The 26,465-nt window shown below is 67.1% G+C and carries 17 protein-coding genes and 2 pseudogenes; 12 read left to right on the plus strand and 7 right to left on the minus strand.

Annotated elements, in window-relative coordinates:
• The first annotated feature begins 143 nt into the window (after nt 1-143).
• Nucleotides 144-887: an SDR family oxidoreductase gene (locus U5A65_RS09335; protein WP_321933919.1), complete on the plus strand. Its 744-nt coding sequence runs from the start codon at nt 144-146 to the stop codon at nt 885-887.
• Nucleotides 888-955: 68 nt separating this feature from the next.
• Nucleotides 956-1,804 carry an ureidoglycolate lyase gene (locus U5A65_RS09340; RefSeq protein WP_321914353.1) on the plus strand — a complete coding sequence of 283 codons (849 nt, stop codon included), beginning with the start codon at nt 956-958 and terminating at the stop codon, nt 1,802-1,804.
• Nucleotides 1,805-1,897: 93 nt separating this feature from the next.
• On the opposite strand, the gene U5A65_RS09345 is transcribed toward U5A65_RS09340, so the two are convergent.
• A complete protein-coding gene (locus tag U5A65_RS09345; protein ID WP_321914352.1) occupies nt 1,898-2,332 on the minus strand; it encodes a PaaI family thioesterase in 435 nt (144 codons plus the stop codon).
• A gap of 279 nt (nt 2,333-2,611) precedes the next feature.
• Between U5A65_RS09345 and U5A65_RS09350 the strand changes: the two genes are divergently transcribed.
• Complete coding sequence (locus U5A65_RS09350) at nt 2,612-4,171, plus strand: methyl-accepting chemotaxis protein (RefSeq protein WP_321946096.1); 1,560 nt, start codon at nt 2,612-2,614, stop codon at nt 4,169-4,171.
• Nucleotides 4,172-4,262: 91 nt separating this feature from the next.
• Here U5A65_RS09350 and U5A65_RS09355 read toward each other — a convergent pair whose 3' ends face one another.
• Entirely contained in the window at nt 4,263-5,348 is a 1,086-nt protein-coding gene (locus U5A65_RS09355; RefSeq protein ID WP_321946097.1) for an AGE family epimerase/isomerase, read from the minus strand.
• A gap of 137 nt (nt 5,349-5,485) precedes the next feature.
• On the opposite strand from U5A65_RS09355, the gene U5A65_RS09360 reads away from it, so the two are divergent.
• The 5 genes from U5A65_RS09360 to U5A65_RS09380 all read left to right on the plus strand — a co-directional run bounded on the left by U5A65_RS09360 (nt 5,486) and on the right by U5A65_RS09380 (nt 8,879).
• Complete coding sequence (locus U5A65_RS09360) at nt 5,486-6,172, plus strand: MgtC/SapB family protein (RefSeq protein ID WP_321914349.1); 687 nt, start codon at nt 5,486-5,488, stop codon at nt 6,170-6,172.
• Between the two features lie 186 nt (nt 6,173-6,358).
• Entirely contained in the window at nt 6,359-7,270 is a 912-nt protein-coding gene (locus U5A65_RS09365; protein WP_321946098.1) for a hypothetical protein, read from the plus strand.
• Nucleotides 7,271-7,470: 200 nt separating this feature from the next.
• Nucleotides 7,471-7,626 carry a hypothetical protein gene (locus tag U5A65_RS09370; RefSeq protein WP_199272121.1) on the plus strand — a complete coding sequence of 52 codons (156 nt, stop codon included), beginning with the start codon at nt 7,471-7,473 and terminating at the stop codon, nt 7,624-7,626.
• A gap of 234 nt (nt 7,627-7,860) precedes the next feature.
• A complete protein-coding gene (locus tag U5A65_RS09375) occupies nt 7,861-8,475 on the plus strand; it encodes a flavin reductase family protein (RefSeq protein WP_321933909.1) in 615 nt (204 codons plus the stop codon).
• A gap of 107 nt (nt 8,476-8,582) precedes the next feature.
• Nucleotides 8,583-8,879, plus strand: a complete 297-nt coding sequence (locus U5A65_RS09380) for a hypothetical protein (RefSeq protein WP_321914346.1) — start codon at nt 8,583-8,585, stop codon at nt 8,877-8,879.
• On the opposite strand, the gene U5A65_RS09385 is transcribed toward U5A65_RS09380, so the two are convergent.
• Nucleotides 8,880-10,052 carry a porin gene (locus tag U5A65_RS09385; RefSeq protein ID WP_321914345.1) on the minus strand — a complete coding sequence of 391 codons (1,173 nt, stop codon included), beginning with the start codon at nt 10,050-10,052 and terminating at the stop codon, nt 8,880-8,882.
• Nucleotides 10,053-10,333: 281 nt separating this feature from the next.
• Here U5A65_RS09385 and U5A65_RS09390 point away from each other — a divergent pair, with 281 nt between their 5' ends.
• Both U5A65_RS09390 and U5A65_RS09395 read left to right on the plus strand, forming a co-directional pair.
• Complete coding sequence (locus tag U5A65_RS09390) at nt 10,334-12,865, plus strand: penicillin-binding protein 1A (protein ID WP_321946099.1); 2,532 nt, start codon at nt 10,334-10,336, stop codon at nt 12,863-12,865.
• Between the two features lie 223 nt (nt 12,866-13,088).
• The gene (locus tag U5A65_RS09395; RefSeq protein ID WP_321946101.1) at nt 13,089-13,973 is read left to right on the plus strand and encodes a peptidylprolyl isomerase; all 885 of its coding nucleotides are present in this window, start codon (nt 13,089-13,091) and stop codon (nt 13,971-13,973) included.
• A 124-nt stretch (nt 13,974-14,097) separates the two neighbouring features.
• Here U5A65_RS09395 and U5A65_RS09400 read toward each other — a convergent pair whose 3' ends face one another.
• Nucleotides 14,098-16,092 carry a Cache 3/Cache 2 fusion domain-containing protein gene (locus U5A65_RS09400; RefSeq protein WP_321933904.1) on the minus strand — a complete coding sequence of 665 codons (1,995 nt, stop codon included), beginning with the start codon at nt 16,090-16,092 and terminating at the stop codon, nt 14,098-14,100.
• Nucleotides 16,093-16,357: 265 nt separating this feature from the next.
• Entirely contained in the window at nt 16,358-18,850 is a 2,493-nt protein-coding gene (locus U5A65_RS09405; RefSeq protein WP_321946102.1) for a heavy metal translocating P-type ATPase, read from the minus strand.
• A 305-nt stretch (nt 18,851-19,155) separates the two neighbouring features.
• Between U5A65_RS09405 and U5A65_RS09410 the strand changes: the two genes are divergently transcribed.
• Together U5A65_RS09410 and U5A65_RS09415 are read left to right on the plus strand one after the other, a co-directional pair.
• Nucleotides 19,156-20,619, plus strand: coding sequence for a DUF1254 domain-containing protein (locus tag U5A65_RS09410; RefSeq protein WP_321914340.1), 1,464 nt, complete (start codon nt 19,156-19,158; stop codon nt 20,617-20,619).
• A 329-nt stretch (nt 20,620-20,948) separates the two neighbouring features.
• On the plus strand, nt 20,949-24,740 hold the full coding sequence (locus U5A65_RS09415; RefSeq protein ID WP_321946104.1) for a DUF748 domain-containing protein: 3,792 nt from the start codon (nt 20,949-20,951) through the stop codon (nt 24,738-24,740).
• Between the two features lie 38 nt (nt 24,741-24,778).
• Here the strand turns inward: U5A65_RS09415 and U5A65_RS09420 are convergent.
• Nucleotides 24,779-25,957: pseudogene (locus U5A65_RS09420) on the minus strand (PLP-dependent aminotransferase family protein); the annotation flags it as partial.
• A 74-nt stretch (nt 25,958-26,031) separates the two neighbouring features.
• Nucleotides 26,032-26,314 (minus strand): annotated as a pseudogene (locus U5A65_RS40945) (GntR family transcriptional regulator); the annotation flags it as partial.
• Nucleotides 26,315-26,465: the final 151 nt, after the last annotated feature.

Genomic DNA, 26,465 nt, shown 5'->3' on the forward strand with positions numbered 1-26,465 from the left:
ACGCCACGAGGCGCGCCTGCGTCGCCATAATGGCCGTTTGCGTCATCCCGACTTCTTTCCGCGATTTCATCGCTCGATCGCGGCATGGGGCGCTTCCCGCAATGTCGGGTATCGCCGTGCCGCGCATCCAACCGGAGTGGCAGATGGTACAAAGACTGGCCGGCAAGACGGCCTTGATCACCGCAGCGGGCCAGGGCATCGGCTACGCGGCCGCCGAATTGTTCGCACGCGAAGGCGCGCGCGTGATCGCCACGGACCTGCGCATCGACGCGCTTTCAGCGCTACCGGTCGAGGCTCGCAAGCTCGACGTGCTCGACGGCGCAGCCATCACGGCGCTCGCGCAGGAACTGGGCGCGATCGACGTCCTGTTCAACTGCGCGGGTTTCGTGCACGCGGGCTCGATACTGGAAGCAAGCGAAGAAGATTGGGACTTCGCGTTCGATCTGAACGCGAAGGCGATGTACCGGACCATCCGCGCGTTCCTGCCGGGCATGCTGGCGAAGGGCGCCGGATCGATTATTAACATGTCGTCGGCGGCGTCGAGCGTGAAGGGCGTGCCCAACCGCTTTGTGTACGGCGCCTCGAAGGCTGCCGTGATAGGGTTGACGAAGGCCGTGGCCGCGGACTTCGTGACGCGCGGCATCCGCTGCAACGCGATCTGCCCGGGCACGGTGTCGTCGCCGTCGCTCGAGGAGCGCATCGCCACGCAAGCGGCGGCGCAGGGCACGACCGTCGAAGCCGCGCGCGCCGCGTTCGTCTCGCGCCAGCCGATGGGGCGCGTGGGCAAGCCCGAGGAAATCGCCGCGCTCGCACTCTACCTCGCCTCCGACGAATCGGGGTTCACGACCGGCCAGGCGCATGTGATCGATGGCGGATGGTCTAACTAGTTAGCTCCAAAATTCTCCCAGGCGATGCTGACCGACAGCAACGCACAGACACACGAGGAACACAGACGATGAAACTGCTTCGCTATGGCCCGAAGGGCCACGAAAAACCGGGCCTGCTCGACGCCGAAGGCCGCATTCGCGCGCTCTCGGGCAACGTGGCCGACATTGCGGGCGACGTGCTCTCCGACGCCGGCCTCGCGCAATTGCGCACGATCGACCCGGAAACGCTGCCGCTCGTCGAAGGCAATCCGCGCATCGGGCCCTGCGTGGGCCATATCGGCAAGATGGTGTGCATCGGCCTGAACTATGCCGACCACGCGGCCGAATCGGGCATGCCGGTGCCGAGCGAGCCGGTCGTCTTCAACAAGTGGACGAGCGCCATCGTCGGCCCGAACGACGACATCGAGATCCCGCGCGGCTCGAAGAAGACCGACTGGGAAGTGGAGCTGGGCGTGGTGATCGGCAAGCACGCGAAGAACGTGAGCGAGGCGGATGCGCTCAACTACGTCGCGGGCTACTGCGTGATCAACGACGTGTCCGAGCGCGAATGGCAGATCGAGCGCGGCGGCCAGTGGGACAAGGGCAAGGGCTTCGACACCTTTGGCCCGACCGGCCCGTGGCTCGTCACGCGCGACGAAGTGGCCGATCCGCAGAACCTCTCGATGTGGCTCGAGGTGGACGGCCATCGCTACCAGAACGGCAGCACGCGCACCATGATCTTCTCGGTCGCGAAGCTCGTTTCGTACCTCTCGGAGTGCATGAGCCTGCAGCCGGGCGACGTGATCTCCACCGGCACGCCGCCGGGCGTGGGCATGGGCGTGAAGCCGAACCCCGTGTTCCTGAAGGCGGGGCAGACCGTGCGTCTGGGCATCGAGGGCCTCGGCGAACAGCAGCAGAAAACGCGCGCGGCTGAGTAAGCGCCGCTGAAGCACGAAAAAGCGCGCGAGGGGAGGCGGGGCAGACCCGCTTCCCCTCGCGCGTTTCGTTTTGCGGAGCAGGCCCTGGTTCGTCTAACCTTTCTCTTCCGGCCCACCGCCTTCCGGCAGCCGGTTCACCGTCCCCTGCGCGAGCGCCACGAGCTTTTCGTCGCCGTTTTCCATCACGTAGACGCTGCACTGGCAGGTGGCCTGGTACCGCCCCGCGTGCACCACGCGCGCGCGCGCCATCAGCGTGCCCTTGAGTGCCGGTCGCAGATAGTTGATCTTGTATTCCCCCGTCACCACCCGCGGCCCGAGCGCCAGCGCCCCCGCGAAGGTCAGCGCGTTGTCGGCGAGATAGCTGATCACCCCGCCATGCACGAAGCCGTGTTGCTGCTTGAGCTCGTCGCGTACCGGCAACCGCAGGGTCAGCTCGTCGGCTCCCACGTGCGTCAGTTCGGTTCCGAGCAGCACGCTGAACGGTTGGGCATGCAAAGCGCCGCGTGCGCGATCCACAAGATCTGTCATCGTGGCATTCCCTGGGTCTATCCCCGTGTGGTTTCCTAACCACTCTAGGAAGCATCGGCGTCGAGTCAAGGTGAATCGAATCGAGGCGGCATTTTATTGTTGCGAAAAATGCTGGGAATGATCGTGCAACCATTGCTGAAATGATTCGTTGCGCATTTTGGGCCGTTTTTTCACGGTTTGGGGCTCAAAAATGGCCTTTGCGTGGCCGTAAACGCAGTGCGGGCCCGGGCGATCACATGCTCGCGCCTCACTCATTCACTGCCATCCCAGGTGTCCCCGATGTTCAGCAAGATCAAGGTCGCATCCGGCCTGTTGTGTGTCCTCGTCGCGTTCTGTGTACTGCAGCTCGTGACGGCAGGACTTGGTTACTGGTCGCTCACGCGCACGCACGACGACGTGGCCGACCTCTCGAAAGTGGCGTTGCGGCAGGCAAGCGCCGCCAACGTCATCACCCAGCAGTTGATGGACGCCCGTATCAATCTCTCGCGCGCGGGCACGCGCATGGTCCGTGGCGGCACGGTGCCGACCGACATGGTCAATCACGCGCGCGACCAGCTGGCCGCCGCCGACACCACGTTCGCAGCGCTCATGGCCGTACCGCCGATCAACGACGACGACCGCGCGCGCGTCGCCGCGCTCGGCGAGCGCTTCCAGGTCTACCGCAAGGCGCTCGGCGAGCTGATCGATGACCTCAACGGCAACAATCTGCAAGCCTTCCTCGACCAGCCGACGCAGTCTTACCAGGATGCCTATCTCGCAGAGCTGCACTCCTTTGTGCAGTTCAGCTCCGCGGCGAGCCGCGCATCGCTCGACTCGATCGACTCGCGCCTCGCGCTCTTCCAGGGCGTGGGCATCTTCATCGTGCTGCTGCTGGTCGCACTGGCGAGCGGCGTGCACTTCGCGTTGCGGCGCGGCGTGGTGGAGCCGCTCGAGGAAGCGGGCCGCCATTTCGACCGTATCGCGCGCGGGCGCCTCGACGAGCGCGTCGCCGCGCGCGGCGAAAACGAGATCGGCCGGCTGTTCCAGGGTCTTGCGCTGATGCAGGCCAGCCTCGCGCGCACGGTCCACACCGTGCGGGAAACGGCGGGTTCCATCAACGTGGGCGCGGACGAGATCGCCACCGGCAACGCCGATCTTTCGGCGCGCACCGAATCGCAGGCGGCGTCGCTGGAGGAAACGGCGGCGAGCATGGAGGAATTGACGGGCACCGTGCGCAACACGGCCGAGAACGCGCGCGAGGCGAACGCGCTGGCGGAGGCCGCGCTCGACGCGACCGCGCGCGGTGGCGCCGTGGTGGGCGAGGTGGTCGAGCGCATGCGCGGCATTGCGCAAAGCTCGGACAAGATCGCGGAGATCATTGGCGTGATCGACGGCATCGCGTTCCAGACCAACATTCTCGCGCTCAACGCGGCCGTGGAAGCGGCGCGCGCGGGCGAGCAGGGCCGCGGCTTCGCGGTCGTGGCGGGCGAGGTGCGCGGGCTCGCGCAGCGCAGCGCGCAGTCGGCCAAGGAGATCAAGACGCTGATCAGCGAGTCGGTTTCGCAGATTCGCGGCGGCTCGGAGCTGGTTGAGCGCGCGGGCGAGTCGATGCGCGAGGTGTCGAACTCGATCTCGCGGGCCACGCAGATGATGGCGGGTATCAGCGCCTCGTCGCTCGAGCAGAGCACGGGCATCGATCAGGTGAATCAGGCCGTCTCGCAGATGGACCAGATGACCCAGCAGAACGCGGCGCTCGTGGAGGAGGCCGCGGCTGCCGCGGCTTCGCTGCATCAGCAGACGCGCCAGCTTTCCGAGGCCGTGGCGGCGTTCGAGATTTCGCCGGCCGTGCTGGCGGCCTGAGCAGCCTGAGCCGCTTTAGCCGCTCGAGCGCCTCGGCGGCGGGCCTGCGCCCGCCCGCCTTGGTGTTTCGCGCTGTGACGTATCGGGCGCCTCAGATGCCCATGCCCTGATAAGCGGTCAAAAGGTGATACGGCGTCGTGGACGGCATGTCCGCGCGCGCCACGTCGCCGTTTGCGCTGCGGCATTCCACCCAGCCCTGCGGCGTGAGAAAGCGCGGTGCGAAGCGCGCGACTTGCGGCGCGAGCGCGGCGCGCACCTCGGCGTCGCCGTGTGTGGCGAGCGCGCGCAAGTATTCCGTTTGCGCCCAGATCCGCTGCGTGGCATCGATTACACGGCCGTGCTCGTCGAGCGCGGCCGCCACGGCTCCCGTTTCCGGGTCCACGCCGTGCTTCTGCGCAAAGGCGAAGGCGCGCGCAAGCGCCTCGTCCAGACCCGACGCACCCAGCCGCGCGCCCGCACGCGTTGCCAGCCAGAACCACTCGAACTGATGTCCGGGCTCGAGACGGTTGTCCGCCGCGCCGAGCGGCAATTCGGCGATGCAGCCCGTCGGCTCGTGCAGGAAACCGCGCGCGAGCGCTTCGACGAGCTTCGTGATGGCGGTGTCGAAGGCGCTGTCGCCGGTCGCTTCGCTCGCGACGAGCCAGGCTTCGGTGAGGTGCATGAGCGGATTCTGCAGCGCAGCGCCGGTCACGCTCGCAAAGGAAGCGTCGAGCGCCGCGTTCAGCAGCCCGTCGTGGGCGGCGAAGCGATCGACGATCAGCGAGGACGTTTCGCGCGCGACGCCGAGCGCTTCGTTCACGCCGAAGCGCTGGCCGTAGGCCGCGGTTGCGAAGACCACGAAGGCGTGCGTGTAGAGGTCCTTGGTGGTGTCGAGCGGCGCGCCGGCGGCGTCGACGCTGTAGAACCATCCGCCGTGTTTCGGGTCCTGAAAAGTGTGGCGCAGCGTTTCGAAGAGCGTTTGCGCGTGCGCGGCGTCGCCGGCCTGCGAGAAGACGAACAGCTGGCGGGCGCACGCCATCGCGCGGTAGCGCGTGACGGGCAGGGGCTTCGCGCCGGCCGCATCGATCGCCTCGTAGGGCAGGCGCAGGTCGGCGTTGAAGCCCGGGCCGCGCCACATCGGCAGGACGATGCGGTCGAAATGCTCGCGCAGGCTGGCTGCGCTCGTAGGTGTGTTCATGGCGAAAAGGTGCGGGGGACCGCGTCACTTCAAATGAGCAATGCCGGCGATTGTACGCATTCGCAAATTGCGCGGGAGATTCCCGCCTGCCGCGGGGCGACCGCGCCCACGACAACAAGACCAGGAGGGTGATAACAATGATCGGAAACTGGGAACTCATTTCGCGGCTGGTCCTGGCCGCCCTGCTCGGCAGCGTGATCGGCTTCGAGCGCGAGCGGCTTTCGTGGGCGGCGGGCCTGCGCACCCATATGCTCGTGTGCGTGGGTTCGGCGCTCATCATGCTCGTCTCGGCCTACGGTTTCGCCGATGTGCTCAAGGAAGACCACGTCGTGCTCGATCCTTCCCGGATGGCGGCGCAGGTCGTCTCGGGCATCGGCTTTCTCGGCGCAGGCTCGATCCTGTTGCGCGGCGAGATCGTGCGCGGCCTCACGACGGCGGCGAGCCTCTGGTCGGTCGCGGCCGTGGGGCTCGCGGTGGGCGGCGGGCTCTATACAGGCGCGATTGCGGCGACCGTCATCATTCTCATCATCCTCGCGGGCATCAAGCCGCTCGAGCGGCGCTTCATCACGTTCCGGCAGCGCCGCCAGCTCACGCTGCTCGTGAGCCGCGGCGCCCTCACGTTTCACTCGCTGCACGACGCGCTCGGCACGTCGAGCCCGCGCGTGAAGCAGTTCGTCGTGCAGCAGAGCGACGACTCGCCCGAGCTGGACGAAGTGATGATCACGCTCGCCCGCGTGTCGTCGATGGAGTACGAGGCGATTTGCGCGACGCTGCGGCGCTTGCCCGACGTGAAGGAGTTTCGCGAGGACGGCGTGCAGAGTTGACCTGCGTGGGTTGTCCGGTCGATGCCTGGTGGGTAAGTGGGGGAAGAGCATCTGGCCACGCGTTCTGGCATGCGACAATGGGCGTTCGAACCAGAACACGAGGACGTCGCCAAACGGCCGTGAACGGCCGGCGCGCGACGCGAACCGCATCGCTGACCCATGGCTGATTACGCAGATACCGCATCCTTGAGCTCTTCGCATCCTGAACGCACCGCACCGTGGCAACCGCGCGCCACATCGGCGCCGTCCAACGTTACTGAATCCCCTGTTGCTTCTGAATCCGATGGTCCGCAAGCGCTCGACGGCGAGGGTCTCGCCGCGGTCGCGCAAGCGGATGCTCCCGTGCGCCAGGGCACGTTGAGCGGTTTCGAAAACCCGGAGCCCGCTCAGGCGGTGGCAGCGTCCGGCGATGAGGCCAGCGTGGCGAGCCCCGTTGCGGGGGCAACGACCGCGCGCCGCGCGCCGCGGGCGAAGCGTGCCGCTACTCCGGCCGTGGCCGGGGCTGGGATCGATCCGGTGGCGCCGGGCTTCGGTGAAGCGCAGGGCCCGGCTGCTGCGGCCTTCGTCGCCGAACCGTCGTTTGCCATCGACAACGCAGAACGCGTCGAACCCGCTGGGTTCGCGCCCGAAGCCGCTCAAGCGGCCGCCGAGCCGAATGCGCTGGCGCAGCGCCTCGACGCGCTTCAGGGCGCGCTCGCCGAGCAGCGCCACATGGCCGCCGCGTCTTCGCGGCAACTCAAGTGGGTGCTCGCTGCTGCCTCGGTGGCGGTGCTGGCATCGGTGGGTTTCGGCGTCGCGCAGTCGGTGCGGCTCGACAGTCTCGCGAACGAGTCTCGCGCAAACGAAGCGCGCCTCGAGCAGTTCATCCTGAAGCAGCAGTCCTCGGTCGACGACCTGTCGCAGCGCGTTGCCGCGCAAACTGCCGCGGTCACTGCCGCAACGGCGGCGGCTGCTGTTGCCGCGGATACCCCGGCGGCCCCCGCACGAGCGGTGGTCAAGGCGCAGCCCGCCAAGGCTGCACCCACGCCCGCGCGCCGTGCCGCGGCGCATTCCACGCGTGCGGCGCACGCCAAAACCGCCCAGAAAGCCACTCGCTGAACGGCTTCGTCGCGCGATCCCGCCCCTGTATCCGAAATATCGATGCGTTGTTTTGCTGCAACGCATCGATTGCGCGCGACCCCGTGCGGCGGTGCGTCGCAGTTTTTTTGCTGCGTTGCACTAGCGTTGTCCTAGGGAAAACCCTATAATCGATTCTGTCTTAGGGAAAACCCTGAACCGCAGCCTAACTGGGAGTCGCCATGAGCTTCATCTTTGCACTGATCCAAAAGGTGAGCGATCTCTTCGCGTCGCCGTACCTGCCGATGGATTCGGAATATTCGTACGAAGCGCGTCACCGCGAAGCAGAGCGCGTTCGCCGTTCGCACTACATGCCGTTCGGCATGCCGCGTGACTGATCGACGCTGAGGCGCTTCGGACGGCGCTCGCCGTCCAACGCGTTTTTCCGGTCAGACCGCAAGGTCATCAAACAAGGCCGGCTCTCGAAAGAGAGCCGGCCTTGTTGCGTTTGGGGCCGATATGGGGCTGGTTTGGGGCTGCTGCGAGCCGAAGCCGCTTCGTCTGGCGTGACGACAGCCGCGCGCCGCCCGTGTCATAGTGATGCCGCTTCGAAATCGCTACGTCTTATCCACATGTCCAATAGCTACTTCTACGACCCCGCCCAGGGCCACGGCCTGCCGCACGACCCGTTCAAGGCGATCGTCGCGCCGCGCATGATCGGCTGGATCTCCAGCCGCGCGAAGAGCGGCGTGCTCAATCTCGCGCCCTACAGTTTCTTTGGTGCGTTCGCCACCTTTCCGCCGATCATCGGGTTCTGCAGCGAAGGCCGCAAAGACAGCATCAGCAACATCGAGGAGACCGGAGAGTTCGTCTGGAATCTCACGTCGAAGGCGCTCGCGCCGCAGATGAACCGCACCTCCGCGCCGGTCGCCGCCGACGTCGACGAATTCGCGCTCGCGGGCCTCACCGCCGCACCGGGCCGCAACGTCGCGGTGCCGCACGTGGCCGAAGCGCCGGCCGCGCTCGAATGCAAGCTGCTGCAGATCGTGCGGCTCAAAACGCTCGACGGCACGCCCATGGACAACTGGCTGGCGCTTGGGCAGGTGGTGGGCGTGCATATTCGCGAGGCGTTCCTGAAGGACGGCCTCTTCGACACGCACGCCGCCCAGCCCGTGATGCGCGCGGGCTATCGCGCCGACTACGCGCAGATCGGCGAGATGTTCCAGATGGTGCGGCCAGGCGCGTAAGCCGCTTCCGGCGTGGGCAGGCCGCGGCGTTGCCGCCTCCTGCCCGCCCGCCGATAATGGCCCGACCTGGTGGGCCAACTGCGCGAGGCGCGCGAGGGAGACATTCGATGCAATCTCCGACGGGATCGGTGGTGGCGCTCAGTTCGGCCGCCTCGACGATGTTTTCGATCGGCATGATCGCGCTGGGCTACTGGGGGCTGCACGAGCCCTCGGCCTGGCGCATCGGCGACCGTGTGGTCGTCGGCATTGCGCTCCTGGGCTTCGCGTGCCTCGGCAGCGTGCCCTGGCTCGCCACCTCGCCCGCGAAGCCCAACGACGAGTCGCGCTTCCTGATGGCGCGCCGCGCCTTTCTGTGCGGCGCGACGGCCGTGTGGGTGTCGATCGCGCTGTCGCTGGTGCTGTGATTAGAAGCGCGCGCGCAAGCCCACCGTGCCCACCACCTGATTGGCCGTCGACGACGCGCCGCCCGCCGTGTTGATGAACGCCACGTAGTTGTGCCCCGTGGCGTGCTGGTACATCGCCTCGCCGTACAGATCGGTGCGCTTCGAGAGGCGGTACACGACCTGTGCGTCCACCTGGTTCCACTTCGGATCGGCGCCGAACGTGGTCGTGTTGCTCACGTGGCCATCCGTGAAGGTGTAGGCGAGACCCAGGCTCCACGCCGGGTTCAACTGATATTTCCCGTTCACTTCGTAGTTGTTGAAGCTCATGTCGCCGCCCTGCGAGCCGAACGAGCTCGTACCCGTGTATTCGCTGCGCGTGAACACGAAGCCCGCCGTGGCCGGGCCGAACGTGTAGTTGATGCCGCCGCCGAACGAACGCAGGCGGTCGGCGCCGAGCGAGAAGCCGCCCTTGCCGTTGGCCGTCGATTCCGCGAGATCCACTGCGCCCGGGCTGCTCGCCGTGGCGCCCTGGGTGCCGTTCAGTTGCAGATAACCGGCCGCGATGGCAAGCGGCCCGTTGGTGTAGCTCGCGCCGAAGCTGTAGGCGCGGTTCACGGCGAAGTCGGTGTTGTTCGAGAACGCGTAGAGCGCGCCGAACTTCAGGCCGCTATACGTGTTGCTCGTGAACTTGACCGCGTTGCTCATGCGCAGCGAGTGGTTCAGGTTGTCGTTGTCGAACGGGTGCGCGAAGCCCGTGTCGCCGAAGGTGCCCGCCGTGGCCGAAAGCGGCGCGACGAAGTCGACGAGCGAGTCGTACTGGCGGCCGAGCGTGAGCGAGCCGAACTGGTCGCTCGCGAGACCCACGTAGGCCTGGCGGCCGAACATGCGGCCGTCCTGGCCGAGCTTGCCGTTCTGCACGTTGAAGCCGTTTTCGAGCACGAAGACCGCATGCAGGCCGCCGCCCAGGTCCTCGCTGCCGCGCACGCCGAAGCGGCTGCCGTTCACGTTGCCGCTCGTCGCCTGCCAGAGCGCGCCGCCGGACTTGCCGCTCGCGACATTGTTCGTGTACATGATGCCGGCGTCGATCAGGCCATACAGCGTGACCGAGCTTTGCGCGTGGGCGGCGGGCGCCGCGAGCGTGCCGAGTGCGCCGAGCACGGCGGCAGCGGTGGTGAGCGAGACGGTGTTCTTCATTCGAGGTTCCTGTAGCGTTGTTGTTTCGTACCGGTTTGCAACAGGGACAGGAGTGTAGGGAGGGAAAGGCGCCGGAAAACCGGCTGTGACTGGAGAGGATTCTTCCGCGATCTGGAAGGATGATTTCATCTCCCTGTCATAAATAGACTTATGGCGATGTCGGGCTTGCGCCCGGCCCGATGAAGGGGCGGCCTTGCGAGTTTGGTACGATTCACGCTTTGCCAGCCGACCCTACCTGCCGCGTGAAGCGTTACGTGCCGTTGATCCGCGATCGAATCGCGATGTCGTTGTCCCGCCTGAAGCCTGCCGCCGCGCGGCTTGGCGGCTTTGCCCGCTTGTGCGGCGCGCGTGCGCTCCACCATTTGCGGCATCCCACGCGACGCGGCGTGCTCATGACCATCGGCGCGCTGCCGGCGCTCGTCGTGCTCTACGTGCTCGTGCTGATTCCGTTCACGCCGAGCATTGGCGACATCCGTAAGGCGCGGGTGGACGAGCCGGCCCAGATCCTTTCCGCCGACGGCAAGGTGCTCGCCGAGTTCAAGCCCTCGAACCGCGAATGGGTGCCGCTCGCGCAGATCTCGCCGCACATGGTCGATGCGCTGGTTTCCACCGAGGATCACCGCTTCTACGAACACCACGGCATCGACTTCAAGCGCACGGCGGGCGCGGCGCTGCACACGTTCTCGGGCGACCGCCAGGGCGGCTCGACCATCACGCAGCAGCTCGCGCGCAATCTCTATCCCGATGAAATCGGCCGCGCGCCCACGCTCACGCGCAAGATCAAGGAAGCGATCACGGCGTTCAAGATCGAAGCGGTGTATAGCAAGCAGCAGATTCTCGAGACGTATCTGAACACGGTGCCGTTTCTCTATAACGCATACGGTATCGAGATGGCGGCGCGCACCTACTTCGGCGTGTCGGCGGATCAGCTCGACATCCTGCAGGCCGCGACGCTCACGGGCATGCTGAAGGGCAACGCCTATTACAACCCGGTGATCAACCCCGAGCGCGCGCTCGCGCGGCGCAACACCGTGCTCGGCCAGATGGTGAAGTACGGCAAGCTCAGCGAGGCGCAGTACGCCACGCTCTCGAAGAAGCCGCTGCGCCTCGACTTCGAGCGTCAGACCGAGCCGCCGGGCCCCGCGCCGCATTTCGCGCTGCAACTGCGCAAGTGGCTGATTTCGTGGGCCGACCGCAACGATTACAACATCTATTCCGATGGCCTCGTGGTGCGCACCACGATCGATTCGCGTCTCCAGCAGATGGCGACTGCCGCGCTGCGCCAGCACGCGAACCAGCTTCAGGGCATCGCGAACGGCGCGTGGAGCGGACGCAACGGCTGCACGTCCGGCAACGACCTGTTCGCGACGTTCATGCGCGAAACGCAGGACTACAAGAGCGCGCGCGACGCAGGCGCAAGCGACGCCGACGCGCTCAAGCAGCTCGCCGCCGACCGCACCTTCATGCGCAACCTCTGCAAGAGCAAGACGGCGGTGGAGGCGGGCTTCCTCGCCATCGACCCGCGCAACGGGCAGATCAAGGCGTGGGTGGGCAGCCGCGATTTCACCGAGGAACCGTTCGACCACGTGCAGCAGGCGCGCCGTCAGCCGGGCTCGACGTTCAAGCCGTTCGTGTATGGCGCGGCCTACGCGGCGGGCGCGAAGCCGAGCGACACGTTCATCGACCAGCCGGTGGAAATTCCGCTGGCGGGCGGCGAAATCTGGAAGCCGACCGACGACGTGCAGCCGAGCATGCGCCCGATGACGCTGCGCGACGCGATCGCATTTTCGCGCAACCGCATCACCGCGCAGCTGATGCAGACGGTGGGCCCGGACAAGGTCGCGCGCCTCGCTCGCGCGATGGGCGTGCGCGACAGCCAGCTCGATCCGGTGCCTTCGCTTGCGCTCGGCACGAGCCCGGTCACCCTGAAGGAGATGGTCTCGGCCTACAGCACCATCGCCAACGATGGCGTGTACCTCGAACCGCGCATGGTCACGAGCATCGAGGACCACAAGGGCAACGTGCTCGCGCAGTTCGAGAGCGCGTCGCCCGAGCGGGCGCTTTCCGCGGAGGCGGACCGCACGCTGCTCGACACGATGCGCGACGTCGTGAACCGCGGAACGGGCGCGGCCATCCGCACGCGCTTTGGCATTCGCGGCGACGTGGCGGGCAAAACCGGCACGACCCAAGGCAACACGGACGGCTGGTTCATCCTCATGAATCCGCAACTCGTCGCGGGCGCATGGGTTGGTTTCGACGACGGCCGCGTGACGCTCGACGACTACTGGGGCCAGGGCGCGCGCAGCGCGCTGCCGATCGTCGGCGACTTCTTCCAGCGCGCGCTGCGCCAGCGCCTCGTCGATCCGCGCGCGCGCTTCGACACCGAAGTGACGCCGGGCGCGTTCGAAACCTTCCGCGAGAAGCTGCGTGCGTGGATGGACAAGCTGGTCGGCACGCACGAAGCGCCGCCGCAGAGCGCGCCGGTTCGGCGTGCGCCGCCACCGCGTGTCAGCGCCCCCGCACCGGCATCGGTGGCTTCTGCGGCTTCGGAAGCGGGGGCATCGGCGCCTTCCGCGGTTCCGGCGCCTTCTGCCGCTTCGGCGGCGGCTGCGGAAGCCGCCGCGCGCGCGATCATGGGCGTGCCGCCGATCGTCGCTCCGTCCAGTACGCCGCCGGCACTTGCGCCGCAGCCCTCGTATCCGGCGCAGGAGCCGGCGCTTGCCCCGACGCCGACACCCGACGACGCGGAGCCTGGCACGCCGGGCGCGAGCGCGAGCTACACGCCGCCGGTGGCGCAGCCACAGGGACAATGAGCGCGCCGTCCCGCGCCGTCGCCTGAGCGTGACGGCGCGGGTGGACGTCTCGCGCTTGACCTGCCGCAAGCTTCCAATCCGGCCCCGCGTCCGTTTGACACTTCCTGACAACAGCGCTTCGAGATTCCGCTAGATTCGCGCGGATCAAAGCTTGCCCCTGGCGCTTCCTGCACCGTTGCGCCGCGGCTTTCCGAATACGCTGGAGTCAATCGAAATGTCACGCATGTCCCGATCCATCCGCACGCTGTGCCTGCTCTCGTTCGCCTCGGTGGCGGTGAGCACGCTCGCGCCCACGCTCGTCCACGCAGCCGAAGCCGCAACCCTGGCGTCCGCGGCCGCCGCGCTGCCTGCGGGCGCCGCTGCGCTCGTGAACGGCCATGTGGTTCCGCAATCCGCGCTCGACACGGCAGTGAGCAACGTGGTCAGCCGCACCGGCGCGCCCGACACGCCGCAACTGCGCGCCGCGCTCAAGGACGACCTGATCGCACGCGAACTGCTGCGCCAGCAGGCCGTGCTCGGGCACTACGACCAGCGCCCCGAGGTCGCGCAGTTCCCCGACGCCGAAAAGACCGACGCCGGGATCCGCGGGTGGATTCTGGACAACGTGCACGCGCCGAAGATCACGGACAGCGAGATCAAAGCGCGCTACGAATCGGTCGTCGCGACGTTCGGCAAGGAAGAGTACAAGCCGGCGGTGATCGCCGTGGCCGACGAGGCAACCGCGAACACCGTGCTCGCGGCGGTGAAGGGCGGCCAGCCGTTCGCCGAGCTCGCGCGGCAGTACGGCATCGGCGCGACGAAGGCCACTGGCGGCGAGATGCCGTGGGTGAGCTTCAAGCTGCCGCTCACCGAAGGCAACACGCACGGCATCCCCATGCCGCTCGCGCAGCTCATTACGGGGCTCGCGCCCGGCGCAACTGCGCCGCAGCCGCTGAAGGCCGGCGACGGCTGGCTGGTTGTGCGCCTCGAAAGCAAGCGACCGATGCAGGTGCCGACGTACGATTCGGCGAAAGGGGATATTCGCCGTCAGTTGCAGGACGAGGCCATGCAGGCCGCTCTCGGGCAACGCGTGGCCGAACTGGCGCGCTCGGCGACGATCGTGGAATGAGGCGGTGCGCGGCATCTGCCGCGCAGCCAACAAAAAAGGCAGCGTCCTTGGGCGCTGCCTTTTTTCGTTTCGCCTTTTCCTTTTATCTTGCACTGCGAAGCATGCCCTGACGGTACCGTGCGCGTTACTTGTGCACCTTGAACACGGAAACGAGCTCGGCGAGCGCCGCCGCGTGATCGTTGAGCGCGGCGGCGGCGCGCTCGGCGTCGCCCACGAGCGCGGCGTTCTGCTGCGTCGCCGCGCCGATCTGCGAAACCGCGATGTTCACCTGCTCGATGCCGCCCGACTGTTCGCGCGACGCCACACTGATCTCGCCGATGATAGACCGCACTTCATCCACGCGCGCGACGATCCCGCGCATGGTCGTGCTCGCTTCGCCGGCAATGCGATAACCCGTCTCGACGGTCGACGACGATTCGGTGATGAGCGCCGAGATTTCCTTCGCCGCCGCCGCGCTGCGTTGCGCGAGCGCGCGCACTTCGCTCGCGACTACCGCGAAGCCCTTGCCGTGCTCGCCCGCGCGCGCCGCTTCCACAGCCGCGTTGAGTGCGAGGATGTTGGTCTGGAACGCAATGCCGTCGATCACGCCGGTGATCTCGGCGATCTTCTGCGAGGAGCGGCTGATGTCGTTCATCGTTTCCACGACGCGGCTCACGGCGCGGCCGCCGTCGAGCGCGGCTTCTGCGGCGCTCGTCACCACGCTGTTCGCACGCGTCGCGTGGTCGGCGTTCTGCTGCACGGTCGAGGTCAGCTCTTCCATGCTCGCCGCCGTCTCTTCCAGGCTGCTCGCCTGGCTCGCGATGCGCGAAGCGATCTCGCCGCTGCCTTGTGCGATGCGCGAGGTGTCCTCGCTCATCTGCGCCGTGGCGCTGCGCACCTGCGCCACGATTTGTGCGAGTCCCACGCCGATGCCGTCGATGGCGCGCGTGAGCCGGCCGATCTCGTCGGCATTCGTTGCATCGCCGCTGCCGATGCCGCCGCGGCTGCTGCCGCCGTTGCCGATGCGCACCGTGAGGTCGCCGGCTGCGAGCTGGCCGGCGGCTTGTGCTGCGGCGTCGAGCGGCTGGCTCACGAGGCGGCGCGCCGCGTAGATCGAAAGCGCCGCGAACAGCGCGACCAGCACGAGGCCGATCGCGGCGAAGCGGTCGCGCGTGGCGTTCACGTCGGCCATGATCTCGTCGCGTACGGCGACGCCGCCGACGAGCCATTGCCACTGCGGCACGCTCACGAACGACACGAACTTCGCGCGCGCGTCGCGCTCGTCGCGCGTCGAGTCGGCGGAGGTGTAGTCGAGCGTGCCTTCGCGCGCCTCGAGCATGCGCGACCAGGGCGCGTTCGCGTCGTCGTAGTGCTTGCCGGCGGCGCTCGGATGCACGAGGAAGGTGCCGCGCGCCGAGCCGTTCGAAGCGTCCATCACGAAGTAGTAGCCGCTTTCGCCGATCTTGAGCTTGGCGATCTCGCTCTTGAGCGCGTCGATCTGCGCGCCCACGTCGACGCCGACGAAGAGCGCGCCGATCACATGGCCGCTCGCGTCGAGAATCGGCTTGTACTGCGTGATGTACTGTTTGCCGAACAACTGGGCAAGGCCTGTATACGTGCGGTTGGCCAGAACCGGGCCGTACGCGGGCCCGTTGCGATCGAGCAGCGTGCCGATCGCGCGCGAGCCGTCCTGCTTCTTGAGCGAGGTGGTCACGCGCACGAAGTCGTCGCCGCTACGCGCGAAAATCGTGGCGATTTCGCCGCTGCGCGCGAGAAACTGGTCGGGGACCGTGAAGTCCATGTTCAGCACGTGGTCGCCGGACTTGAAGACCGGCGTGGCCTTGCCGCCAATGTCGACCGTTTGCGTGGGATCGAGCGTGAAGGCGCCGGGCAGGAAGCTCTCGAAGAGCTGCATGGCGCGGTCGACTTCGGCGTCGAGCGCGCCGTCGATCAGCGAGATCGACGAGGCGACCGACTGGTCCTTTTCGGTGATGCGCGCGCGCACCTGGTCGCCGACCTGCGTTGCCGCCGAGTGCGTGATCGCCCACGTGAAGGCGGCAAATATTGCCGCGACGAGCACGCACGATAGCAAGGCGAGACGCACGCCGACGCTCGCGCGGCTTGATAAGCGTGAAAGCATGAGTTCGGTTCCGGAGTAGCTTGTGAGGAAGGAACCTGCGCCTTCGAGGCGCTGGCATGACGCATTACGGCGCGCGCGAGCGATCCTTTAGGGGTAAACGCGAAAATCCTTACAATTTCATACGGCATGCGAATGGTCATGCGATCTTGTGTCGCAAAAAATGGGACGATTCGGATTCCAAAGAGAAGGCCGGAATGAAGAAAAGGGCGCATGAAGCGCCCTTTCGTTATATTCAGCACGATACGTCGCGTGGTGAATGGCTGCGTTAGCGCTTTGCCCGCCACGTTCTGAGCAGCAGCGCGTTGGTCACGACGCTCACGCTCGAAAACGCCATCGCCGCGCCTGCGAGCATGGGGTTGAGCAGGCCGAAGGCGGCGAGCGGAATGCCGATCAGGTTGTAGATGAACGCCCAGAACAGGTTCTGCTGAATCTTGCGCCACGTGCGCCGCGAAATATCGATTGCGGCGGCGACGAGCGCCGGGTCGCCGCGCATGAGCGTGATGCCTGCCGCGTGCATGGCGACGTCGGTGCCGGTGGCCATGGCGATGCCGATGTCGGCGGCGGCGAGCGCGGGGGCGTCGTTGATGCCGTCGCCGGCCATCGCGACGATGCCGCCGCTTTCGATCTTGAGGTCGCGGATCGTGCGCGCCTTGTCGTCGGGCAGCACCTGCGCGTGGACTTCGTCGATGCCGAGCTGCGCGGCCACGGCCGCCGCGCTGCCCGCGTTGTCGCCGGTCACGAGCACGCTGCGGATGCCCATCGTCTTGAGGTTAGCAATGGCTGCGCGCGCCGTGGGTTTCACCGTGTCGCCGAACGCGAGCAACGCGAGGACGCCGCCGTGCGGATCGAACAACCACGACACCGTATTGCCCGCCTCTTCGAGCGAACGTGCGCGCGCCGCGAGCGTGGGCGGCACGGCCAGCGCCAGCTCGTCGAGCCAGCGGCCGCTGCCGATCGCGAGACGCCGCCCGTTCACTTCGGCTTCCACGCCGCGCCCCGGCACCGCGCGCGCGTGGGCGGCGGCGCTCCAGGCGGCGGCGCCTTGCGCTTGCGCCTCATACGCCTGCACCACGGCCTTCGCGAGCGGGTGGTCGCTTTGCCGCTGCACGGCAGCGGCGAGCGCGAGCGCCTCGTTGCGATCAAGTCCCTCGGTCGCCTCGAACGCGGTGAGCGAGGGCTGGCCGAGCGTGAGCGTGCCGGTCTTGTCGAAGGCGACCACGCTCACGTTGTGGGCGGTTTCCAATGCTTCGGCGTCCTTGATGAGCACGCCATGGCGCGCGGCGACGCCGGTGCCCGCCATGATCGCGGCGGGCGTGGCGAGGCCGAGCGCGCACGGGCAGGCGATCACGAGCACGGCCACGGCGTTGAGAGTTGCCGTTTCGGCGCTTGCGCCCGCGAACAGCCAGCCGCCCAGCGTGATGGCCGCGATCACGAGAATCGCGGGGACGAACACGGCGCTCACGCGGTCGACGAGACGCTGGATCGGCGCCTTTTCGGCCTGCGCGCTTTCCACGAGGCGGATGATGCGTGCGAGTGTGGTTTCCGCGCCGATGGCCGTGGTGCGCACGGCGATCGCGCCTTCGCCGTTGATCGAGCCGGCGGTGACAGGATCGTCGGGCGCTTTCGGCACCGGCAGGCTTTCGCCGGTGATGAGCGATTCGTCGATATGGCTGCGGCCTTCGAGCACGACGCCGTCCACGGGCAGGCGCTCGCCGGGACGCACGACCACGATCGAGCCCACGCGCACCTGGGCGAGCGGCACTTCGCGCTCCTCTGCTTGAGCGCCATTAGTGCCAGCGACGCGGATGCGCGCGCGATCGGGCCGCAGCGCGTTGAGGGCGCGGATCGCGTCGGTGGTCTGCCGCTTCGCGCGCGCTTCGAGCCACTTGCCGAAGCGCACGAGCGTGATGACCACCGCCGAAGCCTCGAAATACAGATGTGCCATGTCGCCAGCGCCGTTGCCAGCGCCGTTGCCAGGATCGGCGAGCATCGCGTAGACGCTCACGCCGTACGCGGCCGAGGTGCCGAGCGCAACCAGCAGATCCATGTTGCCCGCGCCCGCCCGCACGGCTTTCCAGGCGGCGCGGTAGAAGCGCGCGCCGAACACGAACTGCACGACGCTCGCGAGCGCGAGTTGCACGGCTGCGGGCAACATCCAGTCGAAGCCGAGCCAGTGGCCGAACATCGGCACCACGAGCGGCGCCGTGAGCACGGCCGAGACCAGCACGGCGCGCCATTCGCGGCGTGCCTCGTCGCTGGCGGCGGCGCTTTTCGCCGGGGTGGCGTCGACGTCGGCGGCGAGCGGCGTGGCTTCATAGCCGGCCTTCCTGACGGCCGCGACGAGCTGATCCTGCAGTTCGCCCGTGAGTGGCGAGCGTGTGTTGACGGTGGCCTGCTCGGTGGCAAGGTTCACGCTCACGCCGGCTACGCCGGGCACGCGCGCGAGCGCCTTCTCGACGCGGTTCGCACAGGACGCGCAAGTCATCCCGCCGATGGCGAGCGTGGCGGTTTCCGTGGCGACCGGCACGGCTTCGTAGCCGGCCTTTTCGACGGCGGCGACGAGCGTGGCGGCCGCGACACCGCCGCTCGCCTCGACGGTGGCCTTTTCGGTGGCGAGGTTGACCGAGGCGCGCGTGACGCCCGGCACTTTGGCGAGCGCCTTTTCGACGCGCATGGCGCACGAGGCGCACGTCATGCCGTGGACCTCGAGTTCGGCCACGGCGGTATCGGCGCGCTCTGCAACGAGGGGGTCGTTCATGGTGAGGGTGCGAGGCTGTAATCGATGTTAAGCAGTATCTACGTTCCCATCGTGGGAAGGTCAAGGGGCAGCGACACTGCGTCACTTTCGTTTCAGATAGAGGGCCTGAGAGCAAGCTACACGGCTGTAAGGCAATATTCCACGCTGTAGTCTTTTCAGGCCCATGCGCGAGCGATACGATACCAACCGGCGGCATTGGCGCCTTGCCGCGCGCCTTTCACCACGGCCCTGGGGGGGCCCGCGCGCGGAGTGGGTAGCCGGTCGACGTCACTTCATGGACCGCCCGCACCGAATACAACACACAAATGACAACAATACATCGAGCATTCTCGTCGTACCGTAGCGGCTCCGTGCTTGCCTGCGTTGCCCTGATCGCCGGATGCGCCTCGGCGCCGAGCGACGTCGCGCCGAAGAGCAACGGCTGGATGAAGGACGAAGTTTCCGACTCGTACGTGTTCGGCTATCCGCTCGTGCTGATGGACCTGTCGCGTACAGCCGCCACGGGCACGGGCCCCGGCCAGGCTGCGCCGAACACGCTGCGCCACGCGCAGTCGTTGCCGCCCGTCGGGGCTTCGAACCCGCCCGAACCCAATCTCGACACGCTGGCTTCCAGCGGCTGGCTCGACGTTTCGAGCGAGCCGGTGCTGGTCACGCTGCCCGATACACACGGCCGCTACATGGACGCGCGTGCGCTCGACATGTGGACGAATGTCGTCTGGTCGACGGGCGCCGCGCAAACCGGCGAACGCGTCAGCGGTCTGAAAGCGCAAACGATTGCATTCGTTCCGGCCGGCTGGAAGGGCACGCTGCCCGCGCGCGTGAAGCGCGTGGACGTGACGACGCGCTACGTGTGGTTCCTCGCGCGCATCCAGACGCGCGGCGGCGGCGACCTCGCGGCCGTGCGGCGGCTGCAGCACGGTCTGCAAGTTACGACGCTTTCCGACTGGGACGATCGCGGCGCGCGCGGCAAGGCAGGCGCTCGCGGCAACGGGGGCGCACGCGGTAACGAGCCGTCCGGCGCCACGCAGAGCGGCGATCCGGTGGCGCCGGGCACGCCTTCCGCCCAGGTCGCGGCGCTCGACGCGAACGGTTTCTTCAACCGGCTCGCGCAGGCACTGGAAGACAACCCGCCTACGGCGGACGACGCGCACGCGATCAAGATTCTCGGCGACATTGGCGTGCATCCGGGCGACCCGGCCGAACTGCCCTCGGGCACGAAGGACGCCGCGGTCGTGAAGGCGGGTCTCGCGGACGGCCGCGCGCGCCTCGCGACGCCGCCAAACAACCTGCTGGCGGGCAACGGCTGGCTCTGGGTGGGTGACGACGCGGGCAACTACGGCCCCGACTACGCGCTGCGCGCCTACGCCGCGTACACGTCGCCGGGTCTTCCGACTACCCGCGACGAAGTGCGCGCCCGCGTGAGCCAGGACAGCGACGGTCATGCGCTCAACGGCGCGAACCGTTACACGATGCACTTCACGGCGAAGCAGTTGCCGCCGGTGCGCGGTTTCTGGTCGATCACGGCTTATACGACCGACGGCGCGCTCGACGCCGACACGCCCGTGCGCGTGGCGTTCGGCGACCGCAGCGGCGCGCGGCGCAACCGCGACGGCTCGCTCGACGTGCACGTGAGCGCCGAACGGCCGCGCGGCGGCGCGAACTGGGTGCCGGCGCCGCATGGCGACTTCCGCCTGGTGATGCGGCTCTACGCCGCGAAGCCGCAAGCGACCGATGGCAGCTGGCAGCCGCCCGCCGTCGAGCGCCAGTAAGCGCTGAACCTGGCCGAACCAGGCTGAAACAGGCGTTGGCGGGACTTTCTCCCGCCAACGCTTTTTTTGCGCCGCATAAGCCTGCTCAAACGCGCAACGCCCGCGCTCCCCGCCCGCATTCTTATGCATCGCGCAACACGCGCGACAGATACCGGGCAATCTCACTTCCGTTGTTACGTCTTGTTGCGCAAATCCTGCGCCGCGGGCGGCGTTTTCCCGCCGTCCGATCTTCTATCGGACCTATACTTCCGGCTGTCGGCATCCCCGGATTTCCGACTTCAGACCCACATTCCGCGGCGGGCCTGTTGCCGCCTCATCCGCAAGCAAGCATGGCAAGCCTCAACAAAGCGTCGCTCAACTCTTCCTTGCAATCGCTGCGCGCCGTCGCGCGTGCGCCCCGCACCCGTCGCATCCTCACGGGCGTCGTCATCTTTCTCATCGTGTTCGGCCTGGTCGGCTTCTTCGCCGCGCCGCCCATCATTCGTCACGTCGCCGAACAGCAACTGAGCAAGCAGCTCGAGCGTCCCGTCACGATCGGCCGCATCGCGCTCAATCCGTATACGCTTCGTCTCGAAGCGGACCGCGTGCATATCGGCGAGCGCGGCGGTAATGGCGACTTCTTCGATGTGTCGCGTGCCGTTGTTCAGGCGTCGTGGTCGTCGATCTTTCGCGCGGCGCCCATCGTCGAAGAGTTGCGGCTCGACTCGCCGCAGGCCACGATCGTGCGGCTCGACGCGCAGCACTTCAACTTTTCGGACCTCATCGACAAGTTCTCGACGCCCTCGAAACCGAACAGCAAGCCCGCGCAGTTTTCGGTTTCCAACATTCGCGTCGAGAACGGCCAGATTACTTTCGACGATCGCCTGCTCAATGAAAAGCACGTGATCGATCGCTGGTCGCTCGGCATCCCGTTCATCGCCACGCTGCCTTCCAAGACCGACATCTTCGTCGAGCCGATGCTGCGCGCGCGCATTGACGGTGCGAGCACGCTCGCCATCGACGGCAAGACCAAGCCGTTCTCCGCGACGCGCGAGTCGGAAGTGGAACTGCGCCTGACCGATCTGGACGTGCCGAAGCTGCTCACCTACGCACCGACGAAGCTGCCGGTCATGGTAAAGAGCGGCAAGCTCTCGACCAACCTCAAACTCGATTTCGTGATGTCGGGCGAGAAGCCCACGCTGCGCGTGACGGGCACGACCGACCTGAATGACTTCGACTCGACCGACAACGCCAACGCGCCGTTTTTCGGCGCGCGCAGCCTGCACGTGGCGGCGGCCTCGCTCGAGCCGTTCAGCAACGTCTATCGCTTCGACGATATCCGGCTCGACGCGCCTACCGCTTGGGTCGCGCGCGACAAGCAAGGGGTGCTGAGCGTCGAGAAGCTGCTGGGCGCGCCGGCGGCGCAAAATGCGCCGGCTGGGAGCAAGGCTGCGAGCGCCGCGCCGGCATCGGGCGCCACGGCTGCCTCGGGTGCGGCGAACGCGCAGGCGGCGGCCGAAGAGGCGAAGCCCGCGCCGCTCGATCTCTCGATCCGCCAGTTCGCGCTCACGAACGGCACCGTGCACGTGCGCGACGACGTGCCTTCGCGCACGGTGAACATCGACCTCACCCAGCTCTCCATCACGCTCGAAAAATTCTCGAGTACCGCGAAGGAGGGGGCGCCATTTACGTTTGCGACCACTGCGAATGACGGCGGCACGGTCAAGGCGTCGGGCACGCTGAGCATGGCGGGCAAAAACGCCGAAGCCAACATCGCGCTAGCGGGCCTGGGCCTGCCGCAGATGCAGCCGTATATCGACAACCTGAGCAGCGCGCAGGTCGTGGACGGCAAGCTGAACCTCACGTCCACGCTCAAGGCCGATTGGGCGCAGCAGCCTGCCGTCGTGCAGGTCGGCCAGAGCACGCTCGGCCTCGAGTCGCTCAAGCTCGCGGCGCGCGGCGCGAAGGCGCCTGCCATCGCGCTCGCGCAGGGCACCGTGCAGGTAACGGGTATCGACCTCAACGCACGCAAGGCGCAGATCGCCTCGGTGGACCTGACCGGCCTCGTGGTGGATGCCGAGCGTCAGAAGGACGGCAACATCGACCTGGCGCAGCTCGCCTCCACGCATCAGGCGGCGCCCGAGCGCACGGCGATACACGCGGCCCAGAAGTCGGTGCAGGAAGGGCCGGCCTGGCGCTACACGATCGACACGTTCACGCTGAACAACGGCACGATCAACTTCACGGACAACTCGACGCAGCGCCCGGCGAAGCTCGCCGTCACGCCGCTCGACCTGAAGATCCAGCAGATCAGCGACGACCTGCGGCACCCGCTGCCGATCGACCTGAAGGCGACCGTCAACCGCAAGGGCACCCTGGCGCTGAGCGGCAAGATCAACCCCACGCCGCTTACGGCGCAACTCAAGATCGACGCGAACCGGCTCGACGCCGCCGCGTTCGAGCCTTACTTCGGCAACCAGCTCAATGCGGTGGTCGCAAGCGCGCTGCTCAACATGAACGGGCAGCTTTCCGTGGAGCAGGGCAAGGCGCTCAAGGCCAACTATCGCGGCGACGCGGCGCTCGTGGACGTGCGCATGCTCGACAAGGCCACGTCAGGCCCGTTCGCAGGCTGGCGCTCGCTCGCGCTCACGAACCTGAAGGCGAACTACGACGACGCGCGCGGCACCGACGTGGACGCGAGCCGCGTGACCTTCTCCGGCTTCTATGGCCGCGTGCTGCTCGACGCGCAAGGCAAGCTCAATCTCAAGGACGTGGTCGCGCATCAAACCGGCGCGGCACAGTCGCTCACGCAGGACACGAGCGCGAAGCCCGGCGCGCGCGAACCCGTGCCGCTCACGCCGCAAGCGGCGAGCGCGCCGGTGCAGACCGCTTCCGCGCCCGCGCCGGGTTCCGCGCCTGCCACGGTCGTGGCCGCGCAGGCGCCGAAAACCCCCGTGCGCCTGCACTTCGGCGAGCTCGTGCTGCAAGACGGCCGCGTGAACTACACCGACAACTTCATCAAGCCGAATTACACCGCCGACCTCGTGCAGATCCACGGCACGGTGGGCGCGTTCGGCACGGAGTCGACGACGCCCGCGCCGGTGGACATTTCCGCGAAGCTCGCGGCGAACGGTCCGCTCTCGATCAAGGGTACGGTGAACCCGCTCATAGAGAAGCCCTCGCTCGACCTCACGGCGAGCGCGCATGACATCGAGCTCACGAACCTCACGCCGTACTCGGCGAAGTACGCGGGCTACCCGATCACGAAGGGCAAGCTCAACGTCGACCTGCATTACCAGCTCGCAAACGACCAGCTCTCGGCGAACAACCATATCTTCATCGACCAGCTCACGTTCGGCGATCACATCGACAACGACACAGCGACCAAGCTGCCGGTGCGTCTCGCGATCTCGCTGCTGAAGAATCGCAAGGGTGAGATCGACGTGAACATTCCGGTGTCGGGCTCGCTCTCGAACCCCGAGTTCAGCCTGGGCGGCCTGATCTGGAAGGCGGTGCTCAACCTGATCGCGAAGGCCGTGACCGCGCCGTTCACGCTGCTCGCCAACGCATTTGGCGGCGGCGGCGAAGATCTGGGCTATGTCGAATTCGCAGCGGGCACGGCAAAGCTGACCGATGACGACCAGAAGAAGCTCGACACGATCGTCAAGGCGCTCGACGACAAGCCCTCGATCAAGATCGACCTGATCGGCCGTGTCGATCCGGCTGTGGACACACCCGCGCTGCGCGAGCAATACGTGGATCGCCTCGTGCGGCTTCAGAAGGTGAAGGACACGGTGGGCAACGGCGAGAGCGTGGATACCTCGCAGGTGAAGGTCGACGACAAGGAGTACGAGAAGTACCTCACCAAGGTCTACAAGGATGCGGACTTCAAGAAGCCGCACAACATGATCGGCTTCACGAAGACGCTGCCCGTGGACGACATGAAGCAGGCGCTGGCCGAGCACGCGCCCGTTGACGACGCGACCTTGCGCAATCTCGCTCAGCAGCGCGCGCAAGCGGTGCAGCAGTACTTCGAAGGCAAGGTGGATCCGAGCCGCGTGTTCGTCGTGGCGCCGAAGCTGGATGCGAAGGGTATCGACGACAAGGGCGCGACTACACGTGTGGATTTCGGGCTGAAATAGGCATTTTTTCGCGACTCAACGCAGCGGCGCGCTTCGGTTCAACCGGCGCGCCGCAGTTTTTCCGGCCTCGCAAACGCGTGTTTCTCGATCACTTGCGCGAGCGTTGCAAAGGCCGGCGCGATTTCCTCGTGTGGCACGCACGCGTAACCCGTTAGCAATCCTTTACGATCCTGGCGCATGCTGTAGTAGGCCGCAAGCGGACGCACGATGACGCCCGCATCGAAGGCGGCTGTGGCGACGACGCGATCGTTGGCGTGATTGGGCAGGCCGAGCACGAAGTGCAGGCCCGCTTCGTCGCCCATGACCGGCAGCGCGTCGCCGAAATGGTGCGTGACCGCGTCGATCAGCAACTGGCGGCGCTCGCCATAGAGCGTGCGCATGCGGCGCACGTGCGAAGTGAGATAGCCGTCCATGATGAATTCGGCGAGCACGGCTTGCTGCATGAGCTGGCCTTCGCGATACAGCTCCGCCACGCCCGTGCGGAACGTGGCCGCGAGCCGCTCGGGCACGACCATGTAGCCGATGCGCAGGCCCGGAAACAGCAGCTTGCCAAGGCTGCCCACGTAGATCACTCGGTCGGACTCGTCGAGACCCTGCAGCGACGCAAGCGGGCGGCTGCCGTAGCGGAACTCGCTGTCGTAGTCGTCCTCGATGATCCACACCTTGTGCTGACGCGCGTATTCGAGCAGCGTGCGGCGGCGCGCAAGGCTCATGACCATGCCGAGCGGGTATTGGTGCGAGGGCGTGACTAGCGCGATGCGCGGCGGGTCGCGCAGGTCCTGTTCGCGCGGATTGAGCCCTTCGTCGTCGACGGGAATGGGCGCGAGCTTCAGCCCTGAGGACTGCAACACACTGCGCGCGCCCCAATAGCACGGTTCTTCCACCCACGCGGTGTCACCCACGTCGGCGAGCAGGCGCACGGCCAGGTCGATGGACTGGTGAATGCCGGTCGTGATGATGATCTGGTCCGGCGTGCAGCGCACCGAGCGCGCCACGCGCAGGTAGTCGGAAAGCGCGCGCCGCAGCGGCCGGTAGCCGCCGCCTGGTGCGTAAGTTAGCAAACCATGATTCGCCGATTTCCACAGCCGCGCCTGCAGGCGGCTCCACGTGCGCGCGGGAAATTCGGCCACGTCGGGCACGCCCGGCATGAACGCGCCCCACTGCTTGGCGGACACGCCCGCCTCGTCGATGAGCCGCTGGCCGCGCATCGACATGTCGCCGCGCGGAGCGGCGCCGTTCGCATCGTCTTCCTCGTTGTCGTCGTCGGTGGCGGCCGGCGCCGCCGTGCTCACGGCCGCCGAGTCCGGGCGTGTGTCGGCGACATAGGTGCCGCTGCCCGTCGTCGAGATCACGTAGCCTTCGGCGCTCAGCTGGTCGTACACGTGCAGCACGGTATTGCGCGCCACGCCGAGGTCGCCGGCCAGCGTGCGCGAGCTGGGCAGCTTGGTGCCGGGCGCGAGCCGGCCCGTCAGGATGGCCTGCTGCATGAGCTGCAGCAGCTGACGGTAGGCGGGCTCGGCGCTTTCCTTGTCGAGTTGCGCGGCGAGCCATTCGGACAGGATGACCATGGCCAAGTGGTTCCATCGATAATAATGAAATGGCTCCATTGAATAGAGCCGGGACCATCTATAGTAATTCGCACGTCAGTTTCGGTTAAAGCCTGTGACAGCATTTATTTAATCGCGTCAGAAGAGGCGGGCCGGGAGAAAGAGCATGCAATGGAGA

The organism is Paraburkholderia sp. J10-1 (genome assembly GCF_905220165.1).
Classification (GTDB): Bacteria; Pseudomonadota; Gammaproteobacteria; order Burkholderiales; family Burkholderiaceae; genus Paraburkholderia.